This is a genomic window from Dolichospermum sp. DET69 (assembly GCA_017355425.1).
GTDB lineage: Bacteria > Cyanobacteriota > Cyanobacteriia > Cyanobacteriales > Nostocaceae > Dolichospermum.
The window spans coordinates 4,738,446-4,756,799 of the sequence record CP070233.1; the positions used below are offsets into that span (position 1 = coordinate 4,738,446).

The following is an 18,354-nucleotide window of genomic DNA, read 5'->3' on the forward strand; positions in this document are numbered from 1 at the left end:
ATGTCCGTAAAACGAAAAGATTTAATTAAGTATTTGGAAGAAAATGGATTTTATTTATTGCGGGAAGGTGGCAACCATTCTATTTATACTAATGATATAAAAACTATTCCCGTCAAAAGACATCGTGCAATTGATCGTATTACTGCCAATTCAATTTGTAAACAAGCTGATTTATTACCTAAATTTTAAACCTTATGGTGTCACCTTTTGTAGTTATGGAAAATGAAGCGCGACCCTAGAAATCTCCTTTTTAGTGGAATGAGAGAGCGATAGCGAAGCACTGCTGCAAGCAGTTCACTTTTCTGTAGTTATCGAAAATAGAGAGCAATCTTGATTTTCGCTATTTATTACTCTAATTCTTCCATACTTTTAATCACTTCTACCAACTTCTGAATATGTCCTAACTCATGGGTAGCCATTACAGATATTCTAATTCGGCTGGTGCTAACTGTGGGGGGACGAATGGCTGGGGCAAAAATTCCCGATTCTCGCAAATGCTTTCCTGCTGTTAATGCTGCGGCTGCATTAGGTAATTGAAAACATAATATCGGCGATTCTGTGGGTAATAACTTTAAATTAGGTAAATTCTCTGTAATTAATTGTTTTAAATAATTGACATTTTGCCAAAGTTGCGATCGCCTTTCCGGTTCTTCTTGTACTATCTTAATAGCGGCTATTGCTGCTGCTGTGTCTGCGGGGGAAAGGGCTGTAGTATAAATCCAACTGGGGGCGCGATTGCGTAAAAAGTCAATTAGAGGAAGGCTACCAGCGACATATCCGCCTAAACTTCCCAAAGCTTTACTTAATGTGCCAATTTGAATTAATTCTCTCCCTGTACACCCAAAATGTTCTACACAGCCAGCACCAGTTTTTCCTATGACTCCCGTAGCATGAGCTTCATCGAGCAGTAGCATACTCCTAAATTCTTCAGCTAAATCTAGCAATTGTGGTAATGGACATAAATCACCATCCATACTAAAGACGCTATCAGTGATGATCAAACAGCGGCGAAAATTTTTCCTGTGTTCCCATAATTTTTCTTGCAGTACTGCAGTACCACCGTGCGGATATTCCATGACAGTTGCACCGCTGAGAATTGCTCCCTTTTTTAAGCTGGAATGATTATATTCATCAGATAAAATTAAGTCTCTTTTGCCGACTATGGCCGCAATTGTCCCTAAATTTGCTAAATAACCAGAACTAAATACTAATGCATCTTGGGTTTGCTTAGTAGATGCGATTCCCTGTTCTAATTCTCTATGTATTTCTCGATGCCCACTGAGTAATCTAGAACCTGTACTACCAGTGCCGAATTGTTGAATAGCAGTAATGGCGGCTATTTGTAAGCGTTCATCTCCTGCTAGTCCTAAGTAATCATTACTGGCAAAATTAATAACCTCTTGCCCAGATAATACCACAGTTGCACCGGGTCGGCTGTGAATAGTTTGCACGGAACGATACCAGTCAGCCCGATGAATAGTGGCGAGAGATTCATTTATCCAAGCATAAGGATTATTATTGATCATGGACTAGGAACACTCTACTTCACTGCTACTAAGATAAGCGATCGCTTGTCTAATCCAATCTTCCACATAGGCATTTTTGGGTAAACCAATATCTTCGCTGACGACGTGCAAGGCGTTACTAACTTCATGGGCAGTATATCCCAAAGCAAAGAGAGTCATTTGCACTTCTTCTAAAATTCCTGGTGCAGGTCCACCTGTGGCCACGAAGAAACCCGCTGATTTGCGCCATTCAATTAGTTTGCTCTTGAGTTCTAAACAGATGCGTTCAGCGGTTTTCTTGCCCACTCCAGGGGTTTGAATGAGCATTTGGATATTAGCGGCGACAATAGCTTGAACTAACTCTGGTAGTTCCATTGTATCCAAGAGTGCGATCGCTAATGCTGCACCAATGCCGCCGACACTGAGCAAATGGCGAAATAAATCTCGTTCCGAAGGAGAAGAAAAACCGTAGAGCATAGGTATTTCTTCTCGAATTTGGTAATGGGTAAAGATTTGGATCACATCTCCAGTTGATGTTAACTGGTTGGATAAACGTTGGGGAATTTGCAAATCGTAACCCATGCCATTGACTTCTAACGTCAAGATGACGCGATTGGGCGTAATGGCTTGGACACCAGCGACGATACCTTTAAGATAGCTAATCATTCTAGGAAACCAAAATATTTTAAACCTTCCATAATCCCAGCAGCACAACGGTTTTGGGCGAGGTAACGGTAGTCCGCAGGATGCTGATGATACCATTGGAGTAACTCGGGACGCGCATTCCCAACAATGATTCCCCGTTCCCTACCGACTGTGAATAAAGCTATATCATTACCCGAATCACCACAAACAACAGTCTGCTCGGCTGCAAATTTCCACTTCCGCCGTAAAAATTGCATTGCTTGACCTTTATCGCTGGTATGGGGTAAAATGTCAAGGTCAATTTCACTACTATAAATTAACTTTACATTTATTTGCGTTTTTTGCAACTCGGACTCCAATTGTGGTAAGATTCCGGACAATTCCGCCTTCAGAAAAAAGCTGACTTTGAAAGGACGTTGTTCTGTATCTGGTTGTAGCACTAATTCTGGGAATTGCTCAGTAATAGATAGAATTTTTTCCCTATCCCAACCTTGAGAAAGAATGTTTGACCATTCTGAGTCAGAATTATTACTACCATCTAAATAAATTTCCGTACCGACAGAGAGAACAAGCGCGTCCGGTGCAAAGAGGTTTTGTTCCTGTTGGAGTTCGCGGTAAAGAACAGGGGAACGTCCTGTAGAGTAGACTATCTTTGTACCATGTTGTTGACGATGTTGTTGCAAGCGATCGCTCAATGCCAATAATCCCTGATCATCGCCTACGAAGGTATGATCTAAATCAGTTACAAATAAAAACTTTGTCACAGTCAACTCCTTTTGTCAGGTTAATCAACAAAAGTGTATGCTGTTTTGGCGAGCATTGCCCACCCTACAATATTTAATATTTTTTTAGGAATCATTGAGGATTCCTAGATATTAATTAATCGGTATTTTGTTGTAACCAGTTTTCTAAATCAGCCATAGCAGAAAAGTCAAAGATACTTTCTCCTAATGTTTCTAATTGAGGACTTGATAACTGGCGAATTTGTGCTGCAAGTTCTTGATCTAAATTACCAAAACGCTTTGATAGTTGACGAATAACTAAATTAGCTTCACCTTCTTGTTTACCGCGTTGTTCCCCTCGCAGTTCTCCCTGTTGCAACCCACGTTTTTCCCCTTCCTTGAGGATTTCTTGATACCAGGGTGATTCTCTTAATACTATCATATCCCACCTCATGATTTGTTGAACTATTGGCATTTCCAGGACAAATGCTGCAAAAAATGATAATAACGGCTCTAAATCGCTTAATTGTTCATTTTCTCGCAGTTTAATTACTGCTTTTCTGACAACTGCTTCTTCTCCACCTCCTTTGAGAATTGGGACAAAGGGTAATAAACTTGATAAGTTTTCTGCAAATACTAAATCAGCTTCAATTTCCCAAAGATTAATGACTCGATAGTCTTGATAACTCTTCATTCCCATAAATTCTTGTTGATAGAAGTTGGGAATATTGGGTGTTTTGACGTGGGGTAAAATATTAATCAGTACGGGATATATGGGTAAATTATAGCGTTCTTCCGCTAAAGCGATATAAGCCCTCATTCTTAAAGGCATTGTCTCTTTATAACGCAATTGTAGCTCATTGAGTATTAAAAATTCCCCTTGTGGATTTTCGACTTTTATGAGTACGTCGTTATCGCGGCTTATCCATTGAAATTCTGAGGAAATAAACTCTTTCACCCAAATATCTTTTCTTTGTGTTACCCATTGTACCCAATTGTCGGGGGCGAGACTTATTAAGCGTTTACTACCAATATCTACTTTTTTGATCATGGATTGATAATTGGGATGTTAAAAATTAGGGAAGGATTATTATAGCAATCCCTATTCAAGTGAGGTACAAGCAGTCGTGATCAAACGCAGATAAACGCAGATAAACGCAGATGATTTTGTACTTTATTAGACTAGGGAATACTATAGCTGTAATGGCACCTTTAATAGAAAATTAAATTTCTGTCATAAATTTAGCCAAAAATACCTAACCTTTATCAATCATCATTTTACAATGTTGTGATAGGCACTCAATAATTTTCCAAAAGGTCTAATGTAAAGAATCATTTCTATAACTGCTGACTTAGCAATTAATAGAGATAACTTTTTATTTTGATACTGTGGATGTGTAAAAATTCAATTATGTTTATCAACACGAAAATAAATCTCTCCTGTCTACCTGCTTTTACTAAGTTGAAGATATATAGAAATGTTACACCTCTAGTATTTGGTTTAATATTATCAGCATTGATTCCTGGTGTGGCTAAAGCAGAAACTGTCATGCAAAAAGTAGCACGGACAGGAGTATTAACTGCTGGTACAAGTAGGGATGCTTTACCCTTTGCATACTCTGACAAGCAAGGAAAATTGACTGGTTATTCTGTGGATATGCTGATTTTGATTCAGCAGCAATTAGAGAAAGAATTAGGTAAAAAAATTCAACTTAAATTAGTTGCAGTTACCCCAGCAGCAAGGATTCCTAAGATCACAAACCGACAAGTTGATATTGTCTGTGATGCTAGTAGTTTTACTTGGGAACGAGATAAAAAGGTTGATTTTTCTATCAGCTATGGTGTCACAGGGACTCAAATCTTAATTAAGAAAAACAGCAATTTAGGTTCACCAGAATCTCTCATTAACAAGCGGATAGGTGTACTAGCTGGAACTACCAACGAACAAGCAATCAAGCGGGTACAACCCCAGGCAAAGCTTGTATATTTGAAAACTAGACCAGAAGGATTTGCGGCTTTGGAACAGGGTAAAATTGACGCTTTTGCATCCGATAGCATTCTTTTAGAAGGATGGTTACAAACAGCAAAAAATCAAGATAGTTTTGCAATTGTTCCCCCGCGTCCTTACTCACGAGAAGGAATTGCTTGCATGGTTCCTGAAAATAATTCTAAATTTCTCGACTCAGTAAACTATTCCCTGATCAAATTTATGCAAGGATTTGTCAACAATAACCCCAAATATGTGGCGATTTTTGACCGTTGGTTTGGTTCTCAAGGTGCTGTATATCTAAATCGAGATTTACGTGATTTAGCTATGGAAACTATGCAATTGATGATAGAGTTTCATGAAGAGATTCCTCAGAAAGATTTGTAGTTGTTAGTTAACAAAAATTCTCAGGCTTTAGATCGGCATCAATTTATTTAGGGACTTCCAAGAAATAAATTATCCCAATAAACGAACCACAGAGGCACAGAGAACACAGAGAGAGAATTTTTGCGTCAGTTTTGGGACATTTTTTTATTTGGAAGTCCCTTAATCAGGTAAAGTTTCAACCATTGGTGTCAACTTAATGTAAAATCTATTACCCGACAGCAATACCTCCAGGAATCCAAATAGGAGTGGATCCAGTGTTAGGATAGGTTGTGAATGTGTGGGATAGTAAAGCTGTAATATAGTAGGCGATCGCTACTATAATCTGCTGCCACCAAGCAACTCGATGAAAATTAAATAAATCTAATTGGGGATGAGGATTAAAAAATTTAAATAGTGATGGCATTTTTTTAATTCTTCAGTAATAGTAAATAGGTTGAGTTATAAGAAAAAGAACTACTTAATAAATATGTGAAAAAACGTCAAAATATATTTCTTTTGTAAAATGGCTAAAACTCAACCCAAATAACTTATTAAGGAAACTTTAAATATTTTGGTTATCTCACGTCCATTTACTTGTAATCATCTTGCAAAGTTTCAATTAACAAATCTACTTGCTGCTGTCGCTGCTGCAAAAAACTGTCACATTCCCGTAAATACTCAACCGCAGTCGCAAATTCTGTAAACACATCTGCTAATTCTAATTCTCCTCCCTCAATGCGAGTGATAATAGTTTCAATTTCTGCTATCTTAGCTTCATAACTTCCCCCATTTGCGGGCATGGAATTAGCCGAATTATTCCGTTTAGCCATAAAATTTTCTCCCCAAATAAATGATGAATTTAAACAATAATACAATAATTGGCGGTATATATGAAGTCTGTATTGGTGTCACAGATGCTATTTCCGCAATTCAATATTGGCAGCAATTTGGCTATCATATTGGAGAAATAGGAGAATTAACCGCAGCAATGGCTAATCAGCTATATCGGGTAAATTCAGCTTTACAGACTATTCGACTTTATCATCAAAATGCAGATCATGGATTAATTCGCTTAATGATTTGGCAAAATCCCACCTCTGCGGGTTTAGGTGTTAGTTCTATGAAAGTAAAAGGTAATCGTTGGGGTACTACCTTAACTGCTAATATATTAGGTATTTTAAATCATGCAGAAGCAGCAAAAGCAGTTAGTGAAAATATTATTTACACTCAACCTCACTGGGAAGTAATTTATAACAAAGATAAAAAAAGTCGTCCTTTTGTAGAACCTTTGGTGGGAGTGCGAGAAATGCTATTACTTCAACCATTAACTCGTCAAGTTTTATTTCAACGCTTTGGTTATAATCTTCTTGATTATGGACATATTAACCATCATGCAGCTTTGCAAACCAGTCAGTTTACTCATGTAGGAATAGTTGTTCAAGATGACAGTAAGGAGATTCTTAAATTCTATGAAGAAGTTTTAGGGTTATTGCGTGTGCGTGATGATGTAGAAACGACTTATGAATCATCTTTAGCAGGAAGAGAATTGTTTGAACTTAATCCAGGAGAAAAATTTATAGTTACGGCTTTTGATGATCCTCGTTCTTCTCAAACTGACTTTATGGCAGCACGCAGTGGTAGACTTTATATTATTCGGTTTCCCGAAAATATTACCTTAGAATCGCGCTTTGTAGATGCCAAACCTGGAAGTTTAGGAATGTGTCTTTATACTTACCAAGTCCAAGGAATAGAAACTTATTTTCAACAAGTGCGAGAAAGTACAGCAACACAAATTACGGAAATTGTTAGTAATGAGTTTGCCCAAAGAAGTTTTTCTTTTATTGCACCTGATGGTTATTTTTGGAATATAGTGGAAGGCAAGTAAATACAGCACTTCCTCCTATGATGAGGTAAATCATAGCCCCCTCCTCGCAAGCGGGGAGGGGGTTTAGTTACCAATTTAAATATTTTGAAAATTCAAGGAAATATAGAATGATACCACAATCTCAACTAGTAGATGTTCAACAATGGATTAAAACCCGTGCTTCTCTAAATCCTAACGAATCTAATTTTCTGAGTTGGACAGGGAATATTTATAGTTTTATTCCTGGAGAAAAACGACAATTATTATTTAAAATTGTGGGAATGAGCGTGAGTCGTTGTATTGCTACTAGTGAAAATAGTTGGGATTTTACTTCTAGAGAATTAACTTATTACCTCAACCCAGAAACAAAAGAGATTTTACATAAATGGGAAAACCCTTGGACAAAAGAAATAGTTCCAGTCATGCACGTTGCTAATAGTCCTGTTCAGGGTCAATTTAAAGGTAAATTACCTGTACAATTAGAAGGAGAAAAAACTAATTTTGTCTTTGATATCTTTCCTGATTATCCCAATCCTCTAGCTGAAAATCCCGAATTTGCTGATTATTGTTCAGGGGGAATTTACCAAGCAGCAGAATTATTTAAAATCTCTGTTTCTACAGTAGATTTAGAGAATTTAGAATTAAATTCCGTTACACAATTAAGCCTATCTTGGGATAGAATTGGACAATGGTTGCCTTGGATGAAAATGGGTAAGCATCCTGGTTATTTAATTTATAGTGCTACAGGTAATAAAGTTAGCGATTTTACAAAATTACACCCAATTTTACAACGGGAAATAAATACTCGCCTTCCTTTATATAAAGCAGCACCAAAAAGTTATATTGAGGGGGAAGATATGACATCTTGGCTTTATTTTCAAAAGCATTTTTCCGCATATTTAGCTGGAGAAACATTCCCCATAGCAGCAGAGGAAGTTTAATTAATTACAACTTTTGCATATTGTGACTAAGAGGATCAAAATTTCGAGGAAATTGGGTGCTTTCATCATAATATGCGCGATGTAAATTGGCTCCGTACAACTTAGTATAATGCAGCCTAGCACCTCGAAGATTTGCTTCAGCGAGATTGACACCAGATAAATTTGCTTTAGTCAAATTTGCCTTTGCTAAATTCGCGCTACTCAAATTTGCTCCCCAGAGTTTAGCTTTAGCTAAGTTAGCTTCACTTAAATCTGCTCCCCATAAATTAATTCCTGGTAAATAGGCATTAATTAGTTTAGCTTTGACTAATTTACCACAAACAAAATATCTTTCTCCTGCAAGATAACGCCGTTTTAGTTCCTCAGTTTCCATATCTTGTTAACCTACTTGAGCAACAAAACCTCTATCTTCAGAATACTTCCTAAGTTGTTTGTTGACATTTTATCAGCACAAAAATTTTTGTCTATATAAACTTACATAGTATTATTAAACATGAGTAAATTCATAATACTTCTACGAATGCCACTATTTTACACATAAAAAACGCCTGGGTTTTTAACCCAAGCGTTCCCCGTATAACTTTCTACCAATTCACTATAATTGTGACATTTGAAACCTGCGACTCAAATAACAGGAAGTATAAGCAGCGCCAGGGAAATTGTAACAAATATAATATGAAGTGGTATCACTCCTTGCATTTATCAAGAATATCCCTTTTAAAATCGAATGACTAGTGTAGAGAGTGACACTTTCTTAACTGACCCTAGTTAAAAATGAATCCTGGTAGATAGTAGCTAATAAAACACAGCTAAATAGTAAATAGCGGAGTATTTCCGTAGTTAAATGCCAGAAATGGTTTAAAATCTGTAATAGACAGTGTTTTATATTTTTGTTGAAGAAGATCCTTTTTCTTGACTCCTTCTTCCTTCTTCCTGACTCGGTGACTCCTGACTCCTTCTCCTGTTCGATAAAACAATAAAGTAACAAGTATAAAATTTACAAAAAACAGTTATGGCACTCAAACGGTTTATTATTGAAATGGGCATGGGTATAGACCAACACGGACAAGAACCGACAGTAGCAGCAGCAAGAGCAGTTAGGAATGCGATCGCTCATAATGCCTTACTTGGTATCATGGAAGTAGCAGGATTAAAAGATCCCAATGAAATGATTATCGAAGTCAAAATTGCAGTTCCCTATCCCGAACAAGTACGAGAAGCAGAAGTATTAGCTGTTCTTCCCTTTGGTCAAAAAACGCTCATATTAGAAGCAGGGGGAATGGTAGTTGATGGTTTAGCAATTGCTGCTCTCAACGATAAAAATGACGAAATGTTAATAGCTGTAGCCGCAGTTACAGTTTTTGTCGAAATTGGATAATTAATCTGAAAATATTGATTTTGTCTGGATTTTATGAGCTAAACTAGAAACACTGGGATCATCTCTGGCAGTAACTTTTCTAAATTATACATCTACAAAACTCCAGCGAAAATGTCTCAAGATCCTCAAAAATCATCTGAAATCCAAGAAATAATTGGACTAAAATCACAACACTTTGCTGACTTAATTAGAACCGCACAATTAATTTTTGATCCGACTGCGGGAGTTACCGGCAGAAATGTAAAAATTGATTGGCAAGATTTTGGCATCCCTCGGAATATAGAGGATAATCTCAGATTTATTGGTGAAGAGTTTCAATATGCTTCTCCCCATATTCCAGTTGATGTGATCTGGGGTAAATTAACGACAGAAACTCGAATTTGGTTTTTGAAAAATAAAGACCAATTGTGGCAATTTGAAGAAATTTTACCTGCACTTGACGAAGATTAACTATTGCCAAAAATGCTTTTTTATAGTAGGATATATAAATTTTGTATCCTACTTATTTACTGGAAAATTAAGTTTATGAAAATCCTAAATTCCCAGGTTTTAGTAGTTTCTTTGTCTTTGATAGTGCCTATAATAACTCCAGCTTTAAATAAGTCTAGTATGGCTTTAGCAGCAATTACAACAAAATATGATCAGTCAATTATTAATCAGCAAATAGTTGTTAATAAAAGTGAATTTGGAGTGAAGGTAGTCAGCGCAGAAGGAAAAGTGAATTTTTTCCCAACCACTACAGTTCCCCTAAAAGAAGGTGATGCTTATGGTTGGAGAATTACACTTGATAACTATCAAGGTAACGTTAAAGGTACAGTTAAATGGCGCGAAGTTTTAACTTTACCACAAGCTCCGGAAACTTGGACAACAGAAAATAATAAAAATTTCTCTATATCAAAAGATGGCAAAACAGCAATTTCCCAGCGCACTGCAACACCTGTTAATGGTGTAATTGAAAATTTCTGGACTATTTCTCCTGGAGATCCTTTGGGTAAACATCAAATAGAAGTCTATATTGATGAACGTTTGATTGGTACTTTTGTATTTGAAATAGTCCCATTTTAAAATGATAGTTTTGTGCTAAATATAAACATAGTATCTTTTTTATAGACTAATTATGTCAATCACATCTTACATTTTTCTAGCTGGTGCTAGTCGCGGTGTTGGTCAAGAAATTGCTAAATATTTGACAGCACAACAAATTCAAGTTAAGGCACTTTTGAGAACAGAAGCTGCTGCTGTGGAAGCGAAAGCAATGGGTATTTATCCAGTTTTAGGAGATGCGTTAAATGTGGCTGATGTGGAACAGGCAATTTTAAGAACTGAACCTATTCAAGCCGTTATCAGTACATTAGGAGGTTTACCTACAGATAATATCAAACCTGATTATATTGGTAATAAAAACCTCATTGATGCCGCCGTAAAAGCGGGAGTACAAAAGTTTATTCTGGTAACTTCCATTGGTTGTGGTGATAGTGTTGCCGCTTTACCTCCCCAAGCTTTAGAAGCACTCAAACCAGTTTTAATTGAAAAAGAAAAAGCAGAACAATATTTAATTACCAGCGGACTTAACTATACAATTATTCGTCCTGGTGGTTTAAAATCGGCACCAGCAACCAATAACGGAATTATCACCGAAAATCCCCAGATTGTGGGGACTATTCATCGTGCAGATGTTGCCAAATTAGTTTGTCGCTGTTTAAATTCTGCTCATACTAATAATAAGGTTTTTTCAGCCATAGATCGGAATATGATATATCCTGGATTACCGGAGTTTGTCGAATTTAATTTAGAGGATGTTTGAGAAGTTCTCTTGTCGGTATCAAAAGTTTTAGATCCCTCTAAATCTCCCTTAAAAAGGGAGACTTTGATGACCGTTCCCCCTTTTTTAAGGGGGGTTAGGGGGGATCTAAAAGTGCCTAAAGTCACAGCAAAACACTTTATGACTACACCACGCAAGCTATCAAACATCCTCTTAGATTAGTTGCTGTTGATGTTGAGGACTAAAGTCCTCACTACTAATTAAACAGAAAATACTACTCGAAACCCACACATTCTCAAACCACCGTCTGCTTCGTTCCAACTTCTACTAGCACTGCGACAAAGTTCTGCACTAAAATTCCATGCACCACCTCTTAAAACTCGACGATGTTGATCACCGCCATCTTCCCATACAGTACCATCTGTAGGTGCGTCATTATAGTTATTATGCCAAGAATCTGCACACCATTCCCACACTAAACCGTGCATATCATATAAACCAAAAGCATTAGCAACTTCAAAATAACCAACATGAGTTGTTTCTTTCCGAAATCTACTTTTTGGTTCTACAGAATAAGTATCACTACCGCTACAGTTAATTAAATCAGAAGTAATTGTTTCTCCAAAATGAAAAGATGTGGTAGTTCCCGCACGACAAGCATACTCCCATTCTGCTTCACTAGGTAAACGATATTGTCTCCCAGTTTTAATTGCCAATCTTGCACAAAATTCCACAGCTTCATACCAAGAAACATTTTCTACTGGCAGATTTGCACCTTTAAATTTTGATGGATTAGGGGGCAATGCTTGTTTAACTTCAGGTAAAGCTGCTACTGTTCTCCACTGTAATTGAGTAATAGGATATTTAGTTATAAAAAACGGTGGAACTATGACTTCATGTTGAGGACGTTCATCATCATCACCTTCACAACTCAGAGAACCCATGATAAAATTCCCACTGGGAATTGATACCATTTCTAAAGTTGTATTTCTGCCTAATTCTTCGGCAAAATATTTAGTATTCCGTCTATCACGGTTAACTTCTCTCCCAGAAGTATCTACCGTAATCACATAATAATCAAAGTTGTACAAGAGAGGTAAGGGAACAGTTATTTTTATTGGAGGTGGTGGTGTTAATGGTGGTTGAGGAAAGGAAGGAAATTTGATGGCTACGGGAGATTTAGGAAAGTTTAAATCATCCAAAACATCCATTGCTGACTGATATCTATCACTAGCAAAATGTTGAAGTAATTTATTTAATATTTGCTTTAATTCATCGCTAATAGTAATTTTTTTGATTCGTAAACGTTTTTCCCATAACCATTTAGCATTCATCGCATCATAAAGATGATCTTGAAGTTGTCCATAATCATCTTGTAATGGTAAATCTTGAGTTAATAACCGCACACAAGTGACACCCAAAGCATATAAATCACTCGCTTGACAAGCAAACCCGGCCATTTGTTCTGTCGGTGCATAACCAAGGGTATAAATAGCCGTAGCTTGTCTAGCTATACTGGTTTGAGTAACTTGTTTCGCACCTCCAAAATCAATTAAGACGGGTTTTTTGTCACTATCCCGACGCACAATGTTTTCTGGTTTAATATCGCGGTGAATTACATTGTGTTTGTGAACAAAATCTAAAACTGGTAACAAATCAGCTAAAAATTGCCGAACTTCGGTTTCACTATAAGCTTGATTTTGCAATTCTTCTAGCAGAGTTTTACCAATAATAAATTCCTGCACTAAATATAAACTAGAACCTTGTTCAAAGTAAGCTAAAAGTCGCGGAATTTGGGGATGATTTTCTCCCAAATCATACAATCTAAAAGCTTCTTCTTTGAAAAATTCTGCTGCTTTAGCACGTTGTCCAGTTCCTTGAACTTGAGGAAAAAATTGCTTAATTACACAAGGTGCATTCAGTCTATCTACATCTTCAGCAGCGTAGGTTCTGCTAAACCCACCTTCACCTAATAACCTCAAAACCCGGTAACGGTTTCGCAGCAATTCCCCAAAATTACTTTCTTGACAACTCAGACAAGATTGAGAGGTTTTCGGGTTGAAGGGGTTGGAACAATTGGGATTTTGGCAAATTTGCATGAATGTTGAGAAAATAGGATCTTGTCAAAATTCAGCCCCAATATTATTAAGTTGTCAAAACGATATTTATTACTGTGAGAAAAATTATCTGAACTATGATTTACTTGATTTAGATGATTATTGTGATTTAAATTAGAGAGATTCAAAAATCATCCTCATCACAAAAATCACAGTCTGAACTATGATTTATTTGATTTAGATGATTATTGTGATTTAAATTAGAGAGATTCAAAAATCATCCTCATCACAAAAATCACAGTCTGAACTATGATTTACTTGATTTAGATGATTATTGTGATTTAAATTAGAGAAATTTAAAAATCATCCTGATCACAAAAATCACAGTCTGAACTATGATTTACTTGATTTAGATGATTATTGTGATTTAAATTAGAGAAATTTAAAAATCATCCTGATCACAAAAATCACAGTCTGAACTATGATTTACTTGATTTAGATGATTATTGTGATTTAAATTAGAGAAATTTAAAAATCATCCTGATCACAAAAATCACAAAAATCACAAAAATCATAGTTCAGACGATGATTAGAGAGATTTAAAAATCATCCTCATCACAAAAATCACAAAAATCATAGTTCAGACGATGATTAGAGAAATCCCCAAATCATCCTCATCACAAAAATCACAAAAATCATAGTTCAGACGATGATTAGAGAGATTTAAAAATCATCCTCATCACAAAAATCACAAAAATAATAGTTCAGACGATGATTAGAGAAATCCCCAAATCATCCTCATCACAAAAATCACAAAAATCATAGTTCAGACGATGATTAGAGAAATCCCCAAATCATCCTCATCACAAAAATCACAAAAATCATAGTTCAGACGATGATTAGAGAAATCCCCAAATCATCCTCATCACAAAAATCACAAAAATCATAGTTCAGACGATGATTAGAGAAATCCCCAAATCATCCTCATCACAAAAATCACAAAAATCATAGTTCAGATTATTTATGAATAACACTATCAGCAGGAAAAATCTGTGTTGTTTGTTGCACAGATTCTAGCTTTTTTTTTGAATATGGTTCAGTTACTCCTTTAGGACTCGCAGAATATAGATTAAATGAACCAGGTATCCCTTACAAGACCGTAGGTATAGACGCAAAGGAAACGAAGGAAGGAAAGAAAAGTTTTGGACGAATATAATTAATAGGGAATATGTATCATTTTATAACTATCTTCACAACTTCTTCAAGTTTCTGATTTAACCTAAAGGTAGATAGAATGCAACTGTTTACAAGACAAATACATCAAAAAATACTTATATCAAGGATGACTTATGGATACTCTGGCATTTATGACCACAATGGAAAATAGATTTAGTTTCACCGCTGAAGATAAATCTATTTTGAAAGCAAATGCTGCTTGGGGTGCGGAAATTGCAGGGGAAATGGCGGAACATTTCTATGGATATTTAGGGCGTGATCCAGAAATGAATGCCATTATTAATGCTAGTGAAGGCAGAATTCAGCGGCTTACAGATACATTTATCAAATGGTTTGGCGAAATGTTTACCGGAATTGATGATTGGGGTGCTGTTTATGCCCAACGGCGTTGGCAAATTGGGGTAGTTCATGTAAAGGTGGGAATTCAACCCCAGCATATAGTTCCCGCCATGTCTACCGTCATTCATGAAGTCGCAAAAAAGCTGAAAGCTGAGGGTAAATCAGAGGATTTAAAAGATGCTTTAGGGCGAATCTGTATGATTGATTTAGCTTTTATCGAACAGTCTTATGTAGATGTTTCCGCCTCCGCTGTGTTAAAAGAAACGGGTTGGTCTTCCGCCTTATTAAAGCGATTAATTAGCACAGGTGCAGCATCAATATCTTAGGTGACAGGGAACAGGGAACAGGTTACGCAGAAAGAATCTTCTTCCTTCTTCTAAACTCCTGACTCCTGACTCCTATATCTTTAAACTTCGCAATTTAACTCGCCAGATTTTTTGGTAAAACGGCGATTTTCTCGATAATCTACGCGACAATCTATAACTGCTGGTACATCTTGAGCGAGCGCTTCTTTAAGTAAGGGAATAAAATCGGCAACAGATTCCACTCGATAACCTTTTAATCCCATACTTTCGGCAAATTTGACAAAATCAGGATTACCAAAATGGACAAAAGAAGAGTTACCTGGACCAAATTGATTTTCTTGTTTCCACTCAATTAAACCATAACCACCATCATTAAAAATCAGAGTTACAAATGGTGTTCCTACTCGCAAAGCTGTTTCTAATTCTTGACAATTCATCATAAAACCACCGTCACCAGTGGCAGCCACAACTTTACGATTAGGATGGACTAATTTTGCGGCTAATGCACCAGGAATAGCAATACCCATGGCGGCAAAACCATTGGAAATAATGCAAGTATTGGGACTATGACAATGATAATGTCTAGCAATCCACATTTTATGAGCGCCGACATCAGAAATAACAATATCATCTGGGCCCATAACTTGCCGCAAGTCATAAATTAATTTTTGCGGTTTAATCGGAAATTCATCATCTTGGGCATATTCTTCATAATCAGCGCGAATATTAGAACGCAAACTAATAGAATAGGGGTTAGGTTTGTTTTTTCTATCTGCTAATTTTAATATTTCATTCAGGGAATCAGAAATATCTCCAACTATTTCTACTTGAGGAATATAACTACTATCAATTTCCGAAGAAGTTGCTGCGACATGGATAATGGGGATTGTCCCTTCAGGATTCCATTTTTTGGGAGAAAATTCAATTAAATCATAGCCAATTGCTATAACTAAATCTGTATTATCAAAGCCGCAGGTAATAAAATCTCGTTGTTGTAATCCCACAGACCAAAGGGCTAAGGGATGGGTATAGGGAATGACACCTTTACCCATAAAAGTATTCACAACAGGAATATTCATTTGGGTAGCAAATTGCGTGACTGCATCACTAGCTTGGGCGCGAATTGCTCCATTCCCGACTAAAATTATGGGATTAACGGCTTGGGAAATTGCCCCAGCAGCAGCGCGAATACTGGCAAAAGAAGCATAGGTTTTTTCGCTATTATCCTTATTTAAAGGTTTGCCTTCTACAGGCATAGCGGCAATATTTTCAGGTAAATCAATGTGAACAGCACCAGGTTTTTCAGTTTGCGATCGCTTGAAGGCTTTTCTGACAACTTCAGGTGTAATACTTGGTCTAACAATCTGTTTATTCCACTTAGTCACCGGGGCAAACATAGCCACCAAATCTAAATATTGATGGGATTCAATGTGCATTCTATCCGTTCCCACCTGGCCAGTAATAGCGACTAATGGCGCACCATCTAGATTAGCATCTGCCACCCCAGTCATCAAATTAGTTGCCCCAGGCCCAAGAGTAGAAAGACATACTCCCGCTTTTCCTGTTAACCTGCCATAAACATCAGCCATGAAAGCTGCACCCTGTTCATGACGAGTAGTAATAAATTGAATTGATGATGTTTTTAAAGCTTCCAAAACGTGCAAATTTTCTTCACCAGGAAGTCCAAAAACATATTGAACCCCTTCGTTTTCTAAACACTGTACTAACAATTCTGCGGTATTCATAAATTTGGTAATTGGTAATTGGTAATTGGTGAAGATAAAAATTATATTTTCTGTCAACCGTCAACCGTCAACCGTCAACCGTCAACCGTCAGCTAATTAACCCAAACAGTTTTGATATTCACAAATTCATGAATACCTTGAATACTCAACTCTCGTCCATAGCCAGAACGCTTAATCCCGCCAAAAGGTAAACGGGGATCAGATTTAACCATGCTGTTAATAAATACTGCACCAGCTTCAATTTCTTGAATTAAGCGATTTTGTTCTTCTATATCTGTTGTCCATGCACTTGCACCCAAACCAAAGGGACTATCATTAGCTAATTTAATTGCCGCTTCGATATCAGGAACTCGGAATAATAATGCCACAGGCCCAAAAAATTCTGCTTGGGCAATTGGTGTACCTACAGGAATATCTATGATAATTGTAGGCGGATAAAAGTTCCCTAGCATTTCTGTTAAAGGATGTCCACCGGTGAGGACAATACCCCCACTTTTGACAGCATTTTTCACTTGTTCGTCTAATTCTTGGAGAATATCAGGAGTTGCCAATGGTCCCAAATCTGTATCTGGTAACATCGGGTTGCCAATTTTCAGGGCTTGAAATTTTTCTAACAGCAGTTTTTCAAATTGATCAGCAATAGCATCAGCAAGAATAAAACGTTTAGCAGCAATACAAGACTGCCCATTATTTAACATCCTTGCTGCTACTGCGGTAGATACTGCTGTTTCTAAATCAGCACTTTCTAACACAATAAATGGGTCACTGCCACCCAATTCTAAAACAGTTTTTTTGATTTGTTTGCCAGATGCAACAGCCAGAGATATTCCGGCTGGTTCACTACCCGTTAAAGTAGCGGCTTTAACTCGCTCATCAGCCATTAAATCGGCAACTTGGGAAGCACCAATTAACAATGTTTGAAATACACCTGTGGGAAAGCCCGCACGGTTGAGAATATCTTCGATTGCCAGGGCGCACTGTGGCACATTAGAGGCGTGTTTAAGTAGCCCCACATTGCCTGCCATTAGCGCTGGTGCAGCAAACCGAAAAACCTGCCAAAATGGAAAATTCCAAGGCATAACGGCGAGAATTACCCCTAAAGGCTGATATTTTACAAAACTATGACTAGCATCGGTTTTGATGGTGACATCAGCTAGAAAACTAGGAGCATTTTCAGCATAATAACGACAAACAAGGGCGCATTTTTCAACTTCAGCGATCGCCGCTTTTAATGGTTTACCCATCTCCAGCGTCATCAATTTCCCTAAATCTGCCTTTTCTTGGTCTAAAATGGTCGCTGCTTGTAATAACCAATGCGATCGCTCGATAAAACTCGTCTGACGGTATTTTTCAAAAGCTTTTCCTGCCACATCTAATTTAGCAGCAATTTCTCCATTTTTTAGCGGCTCAAAGGTTTTGAGCGTTTCCCCAGTGGTGGGATTAATGGTAGCGATAGCCATGATCTGACCTCCCATTTAAATAGCTTGAGTTAGCTTAATAGT

The 18,354-nt window shown here is 37.1% G+C and carries 19 protein-coding genes; 9 read left to right on the forward strand and 10 right to left on the reverse strand.

The annotated features are described in order from the left end of the window. On the forward strand, positions 1-189 hold the full coding sequence (locus tag EZY12_21690; GenBank protein QSX67302.1) for a type II toxin-antitoxin system HicA family toxin: 189 nt from the start codon (positions 1-3) through the stop codon (positions 187-189). Positions 190-347: 158 nt separating this feature from the next. Here EZY12_21690 and bioF read toward each other — a convergent pair whose 3' ends face one another. The 4 genes from bioF to EZY12_21710 all read right to left on the reverse strand — a co-directional run bounded on the left by bioF (position 348) and on the right by EZY12_21710 (position 3,923). Then, complete coding sequence (gene bioF, locus EZY12_21695; protein QSX70772.1) at positions 348-1,523, reverse strand: 8-amino-7-oxononanoate synthase; 1,176 nt, start codon at positions 1,521-1,523, stop codon at positions 348-350. Positions 1,524-1,529: 6 nt separating this feature from the next. Next, positions 1,530-2,171, reverse strand: a complete 642-nt coding sequence (gene ruvA / locus EZY12_21700) for a Holliday junction branch migration protein RuvA (GenBank protein ID QSX67303.1) — start codon at positions 2,169-2,171, stop codon at positions 1,530-1,532. Next, positions 2,168-2,914 carry a sucrose-phosphate phosphatase gene (locus tag EZY12_21705; GenBank protein ID QSX67304.1) on the reverse strand — a complete coding sequence of 249 codons (747 nt, stop codon included), beginning with the start codon at positions 2,912-2,914 and terminating at the stop codon, positions 2,168-2,170. Before EZY12_21705 ends, ruvA begins: the two co-directional genes overlap by 4 nt. Positions 2,915-3,029: 115 nt before the next feature. Next, a complete protein-coding gene (locus tag EZY12_21710; protein ID QSX67305.1) occupies positions 3,030-3,923 on the reverse strand; it encodes an Rpn family recombination-promoting nuclease/putative transposase in 894 nt (297 codons plus the stop codon). 360 nt (positions 3,924-4,283) lie between these two features. On the opposite strand from EZY12_21710, the gene EZY12_21715 reads away from it, so the two are divergent. After that, a complete protein-coding gene (locus EZY12_21715) occupies positions 4,284-5,246 on the forward strand; it encodes an amino acid ABC transporter substrate-binding protein (protein QSX67306.1) in 963 nt (320 codons plus the stop codon). A 208-nt stretch (positions 5,247-5,454) separates the two neighbouring features. Here EZY12_21715 and EZY12_21720 read toward each other — a convergent pair whose 3' ends face one another. After that, positions 5,455-5,649, reverse strand: a complete 195-nt coding sequence (locus EZY12_21720; protein ID QSX67307.1) for a hypothetical protein — start codon at positions 5,647-5,649, stop codon at positions 5,455-5,457. 166 nt (positions 5,650-5,815) lie between these two features. Next, positions 5,816-6,055, reverse strand: coding sequence for an exodeoxyribonuclease VII small subunit (gene xseB, locus EZY12_21725; GenBank protein ID QSX67308.1), 240 nt, complete (start codon positions 6,053-6,055; stop codon positions 5,816-5,818). 23 nt (positions 6,056-6,078) lie between these two features. Between xseB and EZY12_21730 the strand changes: the two genes are divergently transcribed. Together EZY12_21730 and EZY12_21735 are read left to right on the forward strand one after the other, a co-directional pair. After that, on the forward strand, positions 6,079-7,110 hold the full coding sequence (locus EZY12_21730; protein QSX70773.1) for a VOC family protein: 1,032 nt from the start codon (positions 6,079-6,081) through the stop codon (positions 7,108-7,110). 107 nt (positions 7,111-7,217) lie between these two features. Continuing rightward, positions 7,218-8,030: a DUF1838 domain-containing protein gene (locus EZY12_21735; protein QSX67309.1), complete on the forward strand. Its 813-nt coding sequence runs from the start codon at positions 7,218-7,220 to the stop codon at positions 8,028-8,030. Positions 8,031-8,034: 4 nt separating this feature from the next. Here the strand turns inward: EZY12_21735 and EZY12_21740 are convergent, their stop codons facing one another. Further along, positions 8,035-8,403, reverse strand: a complete 369-nt coding sequence (locus EZY12_21740; protein ID QSX67310.1) for a pentapeptide repeat-containing protein — start codon at positions 8,401-8,403, stop codon at positions 8,035-8,037. A 639-nt stretch (positions 8,404-9,042) separates the two neighbouring features. Between EZY12_21740 and EZY12_21745 the strand changes: the two genes are divergently transcribed. The 4 genes from EZY12_21745 to EZY12_21760 all read left to right on the forward strand — a co-directional run bounded on the left by EZY12_21745 (position 9,043) and on the right by EZY12_21760 (position 11,212). Beyond that, positions 9,043-9,408, forward strand: a complete 366-nt coding sequence (locus tag EZY12_21745; GenBank protein QSX67311.1) for a Lin0512 family protein — start codon at positions 9,043-9,045, stop codon at positions 9,406-9,408. A gap of 111 nt (positions 9,409-9,519) precedes the next feature. Next, complete coding sequence (locus EZY12_21750; protein QSX67312.1) at positions 9,520-9,858, forward strand: hypothetical protein; 339 nt, start codon at positions 9,520-9,522, stop codon at positions 9,856-9,858. A 75-nt stretch (positions 9,859-9,933) separates the two neighbouring features. Beyond that, complete coding sequence (locus EZY12_21755) at positions 9,934-10,473, forward strand: hypothetical protein (GenBank protein ID QSX67313.1); 540 nt, start codon at positions 9,934-9,936, stop codon at positions 10,471-10,473. A gap of 52 nt (positions 10,474-10,525) precedes the next feature. After that, the gene (locus EZY12_21760; GenBank protein QSX67314.1) at positions 10,526-11,212 is read left to right on the forward strand and encodes an SDR family oxidoreductase; all 687 of its coding nucleotides are present in this window, start codon (positions 10,526-10,528) and stop codon (positions 11,210-11,212) included. 218 nt (positions 11,213-11,430) lie between these two features. On the opposite strand, the gene EZY12_21765 is transcribed toward EZY12_21760, so the two are convergent. Further along, positions 11,431-13,269, reverse strand: a complete 1,839-nt coding sequence (locus tag EZY12_21765; protein ID QSX67315.1) for an SUMF1/EgtB/PvdO family nonheme iron enzyme — start codon at positions 13,267-13,269, stop codon at positions 11,431-11,433. A gap of 1,307 nt (positions 13,270-14,576) precedes the next feature. Here EZY12_21765 and EZY12_21770 point away from each other — a divergent pair. After that, complete coding sequence (locus tag EZY12_21770) at positions 14,577-15,128, forward strand: hypothetical protein (GenBank protein ID QSX67316.1); 552 nt, start codon at positions 14,577-14,579, stop codon at positions 15,126-15,128. 80 nt (positions 15,129-15,208) lie between these two features. On the opposite strand, the gene EZY12_21775 is transcribed toward EZY12_21770, so the two are convergent. Both EZY12_21775 and EZY12_21780 read right to left on the reverse strand, forming a co-directional pair. Further along, positions 15,209-16,852 carry an acetolactate synthase large subunit gene (locus tag EZY12_21775; GenBank protein QSX67317.1) on the reverse strand — a complete coding sequence of 548 codons (1,644 nt, stop codon included), beginning with the start codon at positions 16,850-16,852 and terminating at the stop codon, positions 15,209-15,211. Positions 16,853-16,944: 92 nt separating this feature from the next. Next, positions 16,945-18,312, reverse strand: a complete 1,368-nt coding sequence (locus tag EZY12_21780; protein QSX67318.1) for an NAD-dependent succinate-semialdehyde dehydrogenase — start codon at positions 18,310-18,312, stop codon at positions 16,945-16,947. Positions 18,313-18,354: the final 42 nt, after the last annotated feature.

What these genes read in the sequence shown, in the direction of transcription:
- EZY12_21740 (QSX67310.1), bottom strand. Translation starts at nt 8,403, where the DNA reads ATGGAAACTGAGGAACTAAAACGGCGTTATCTTGCAGGAGAAAGATAT.
- EZY12_21710 (QSX67305.1), bottom strand. Translation starts at nt 3,923, where the DNA reads ATGATCAAAAAAGTAGATATTGGTAGTAAACGCTTAATAAGTCTCGCC.
- EZY12_21730 (QSX70773.1), top strand. Translation starts at nt 6,079, where the DNA reads ATGAATTTAAACAATAATACAATAATTGGCGGTATATATGAAGTCTGT.
- EZY12_21760 (QSX67314.1), top strand. Translation starts at nt 10,526, where the DNA reads ATGTCAATCACATCTTACATTTTTCTAGCTGGTGCTAGTCGCGGTGTT.
- ruvA (QSX67303.1), bottom strand. Translation starts at nt 2,171, where the DNA reads ATGATTAGCTATCTTAAAGGTATCGTCGCTGGTGTCCAAGCCATTACG.
- EZY12_21755 (QSX67313.1), top strand. Translation starts at nt 9,934, where the DNA reads ATGAAAATCCTAAATTCCCAGGTTTTAGTAGTTTCTTTGTCTTTGATA.
- EZY12_21770 (QSX67316.1), top strand. Translation starts at nt 14,577, where the DNA reads ATGGATACTCTGGCATTTATGACCACAATGGAAAATAGATTTAGTTTC.
- EZY12_21715 (QSX67306.1), top strand. Translation starts at nt 4,284, where the DNA reads ATGTTTATCAACACGAAAATAAATCTCTCCTGTCTACCTGCTTTTACT.
- EZY12_21745 (QSX67311.1), top strand. Translation starts at nt 9,043, where the DNA reads ATGGCACTCAAACGGTTTATTATTGAAATGGGCATGGGTATAGACCAA.
- EZY12_21780 (QSX67318.1), bottom strand. Translation starts at nt 18,312, where the DNA reads ATGGCTATCGCTACCATTAATCCCACCACTGGGGAAACGCTCAAAACC.
- EZY12_21690 (QSX67302.1), top strand. Translation starts at nt 1, where the DNA reads ATGTCCGTAAAACGAAAAGATTTAATTAAGTATTTGGAAGAAAATGGA.
- EZY12_21720 (QSX67307.1), bottom strand. Translation starts at nt 5,649, where the DNA reads ATGCCATCACTATTTAAATTTTTTAATCCTCATCCCCAATTAGATTTA.
- xseB (QSX67308.1), bottom strand. Translation starts at nt 6,055, where the DNA reads ATGGCTAAACGGAATAATTCGGCTAATTCCATGCCCGCAAATGGGGGA.
- EZY12_21735 (QSX67309.1), top strand. Translation starts at nt 7,218, where the DNA reads ATGATACCACAATCTCAACTAGTAGATGTTCAACAATGGATTAAAACC.
- EZY12_21765 (QSX67315.1), bottom strand. Translation starts at nt 13,269, where the DNA reads ATGCAAATTTGCCAAAATCCCAATTGTTCCAACCCCTTCAACCCGAAA.
- EZY12_21750 (QSX67312.1), top strand. Translation starts at nt 9,520, where the DNA reads ATGTCTCAAGATCCTCAAAAATCATCTGAAATCCAAGAAATAATTGGA.
- EZY12_21775 (QSX67317.1), bottom strand. Translation starts at nt 16,852, where the DNA reads ATGAATACCGCAGAATTGTTAGTACAGTGTTTAGAAAACGAAGGGGTT.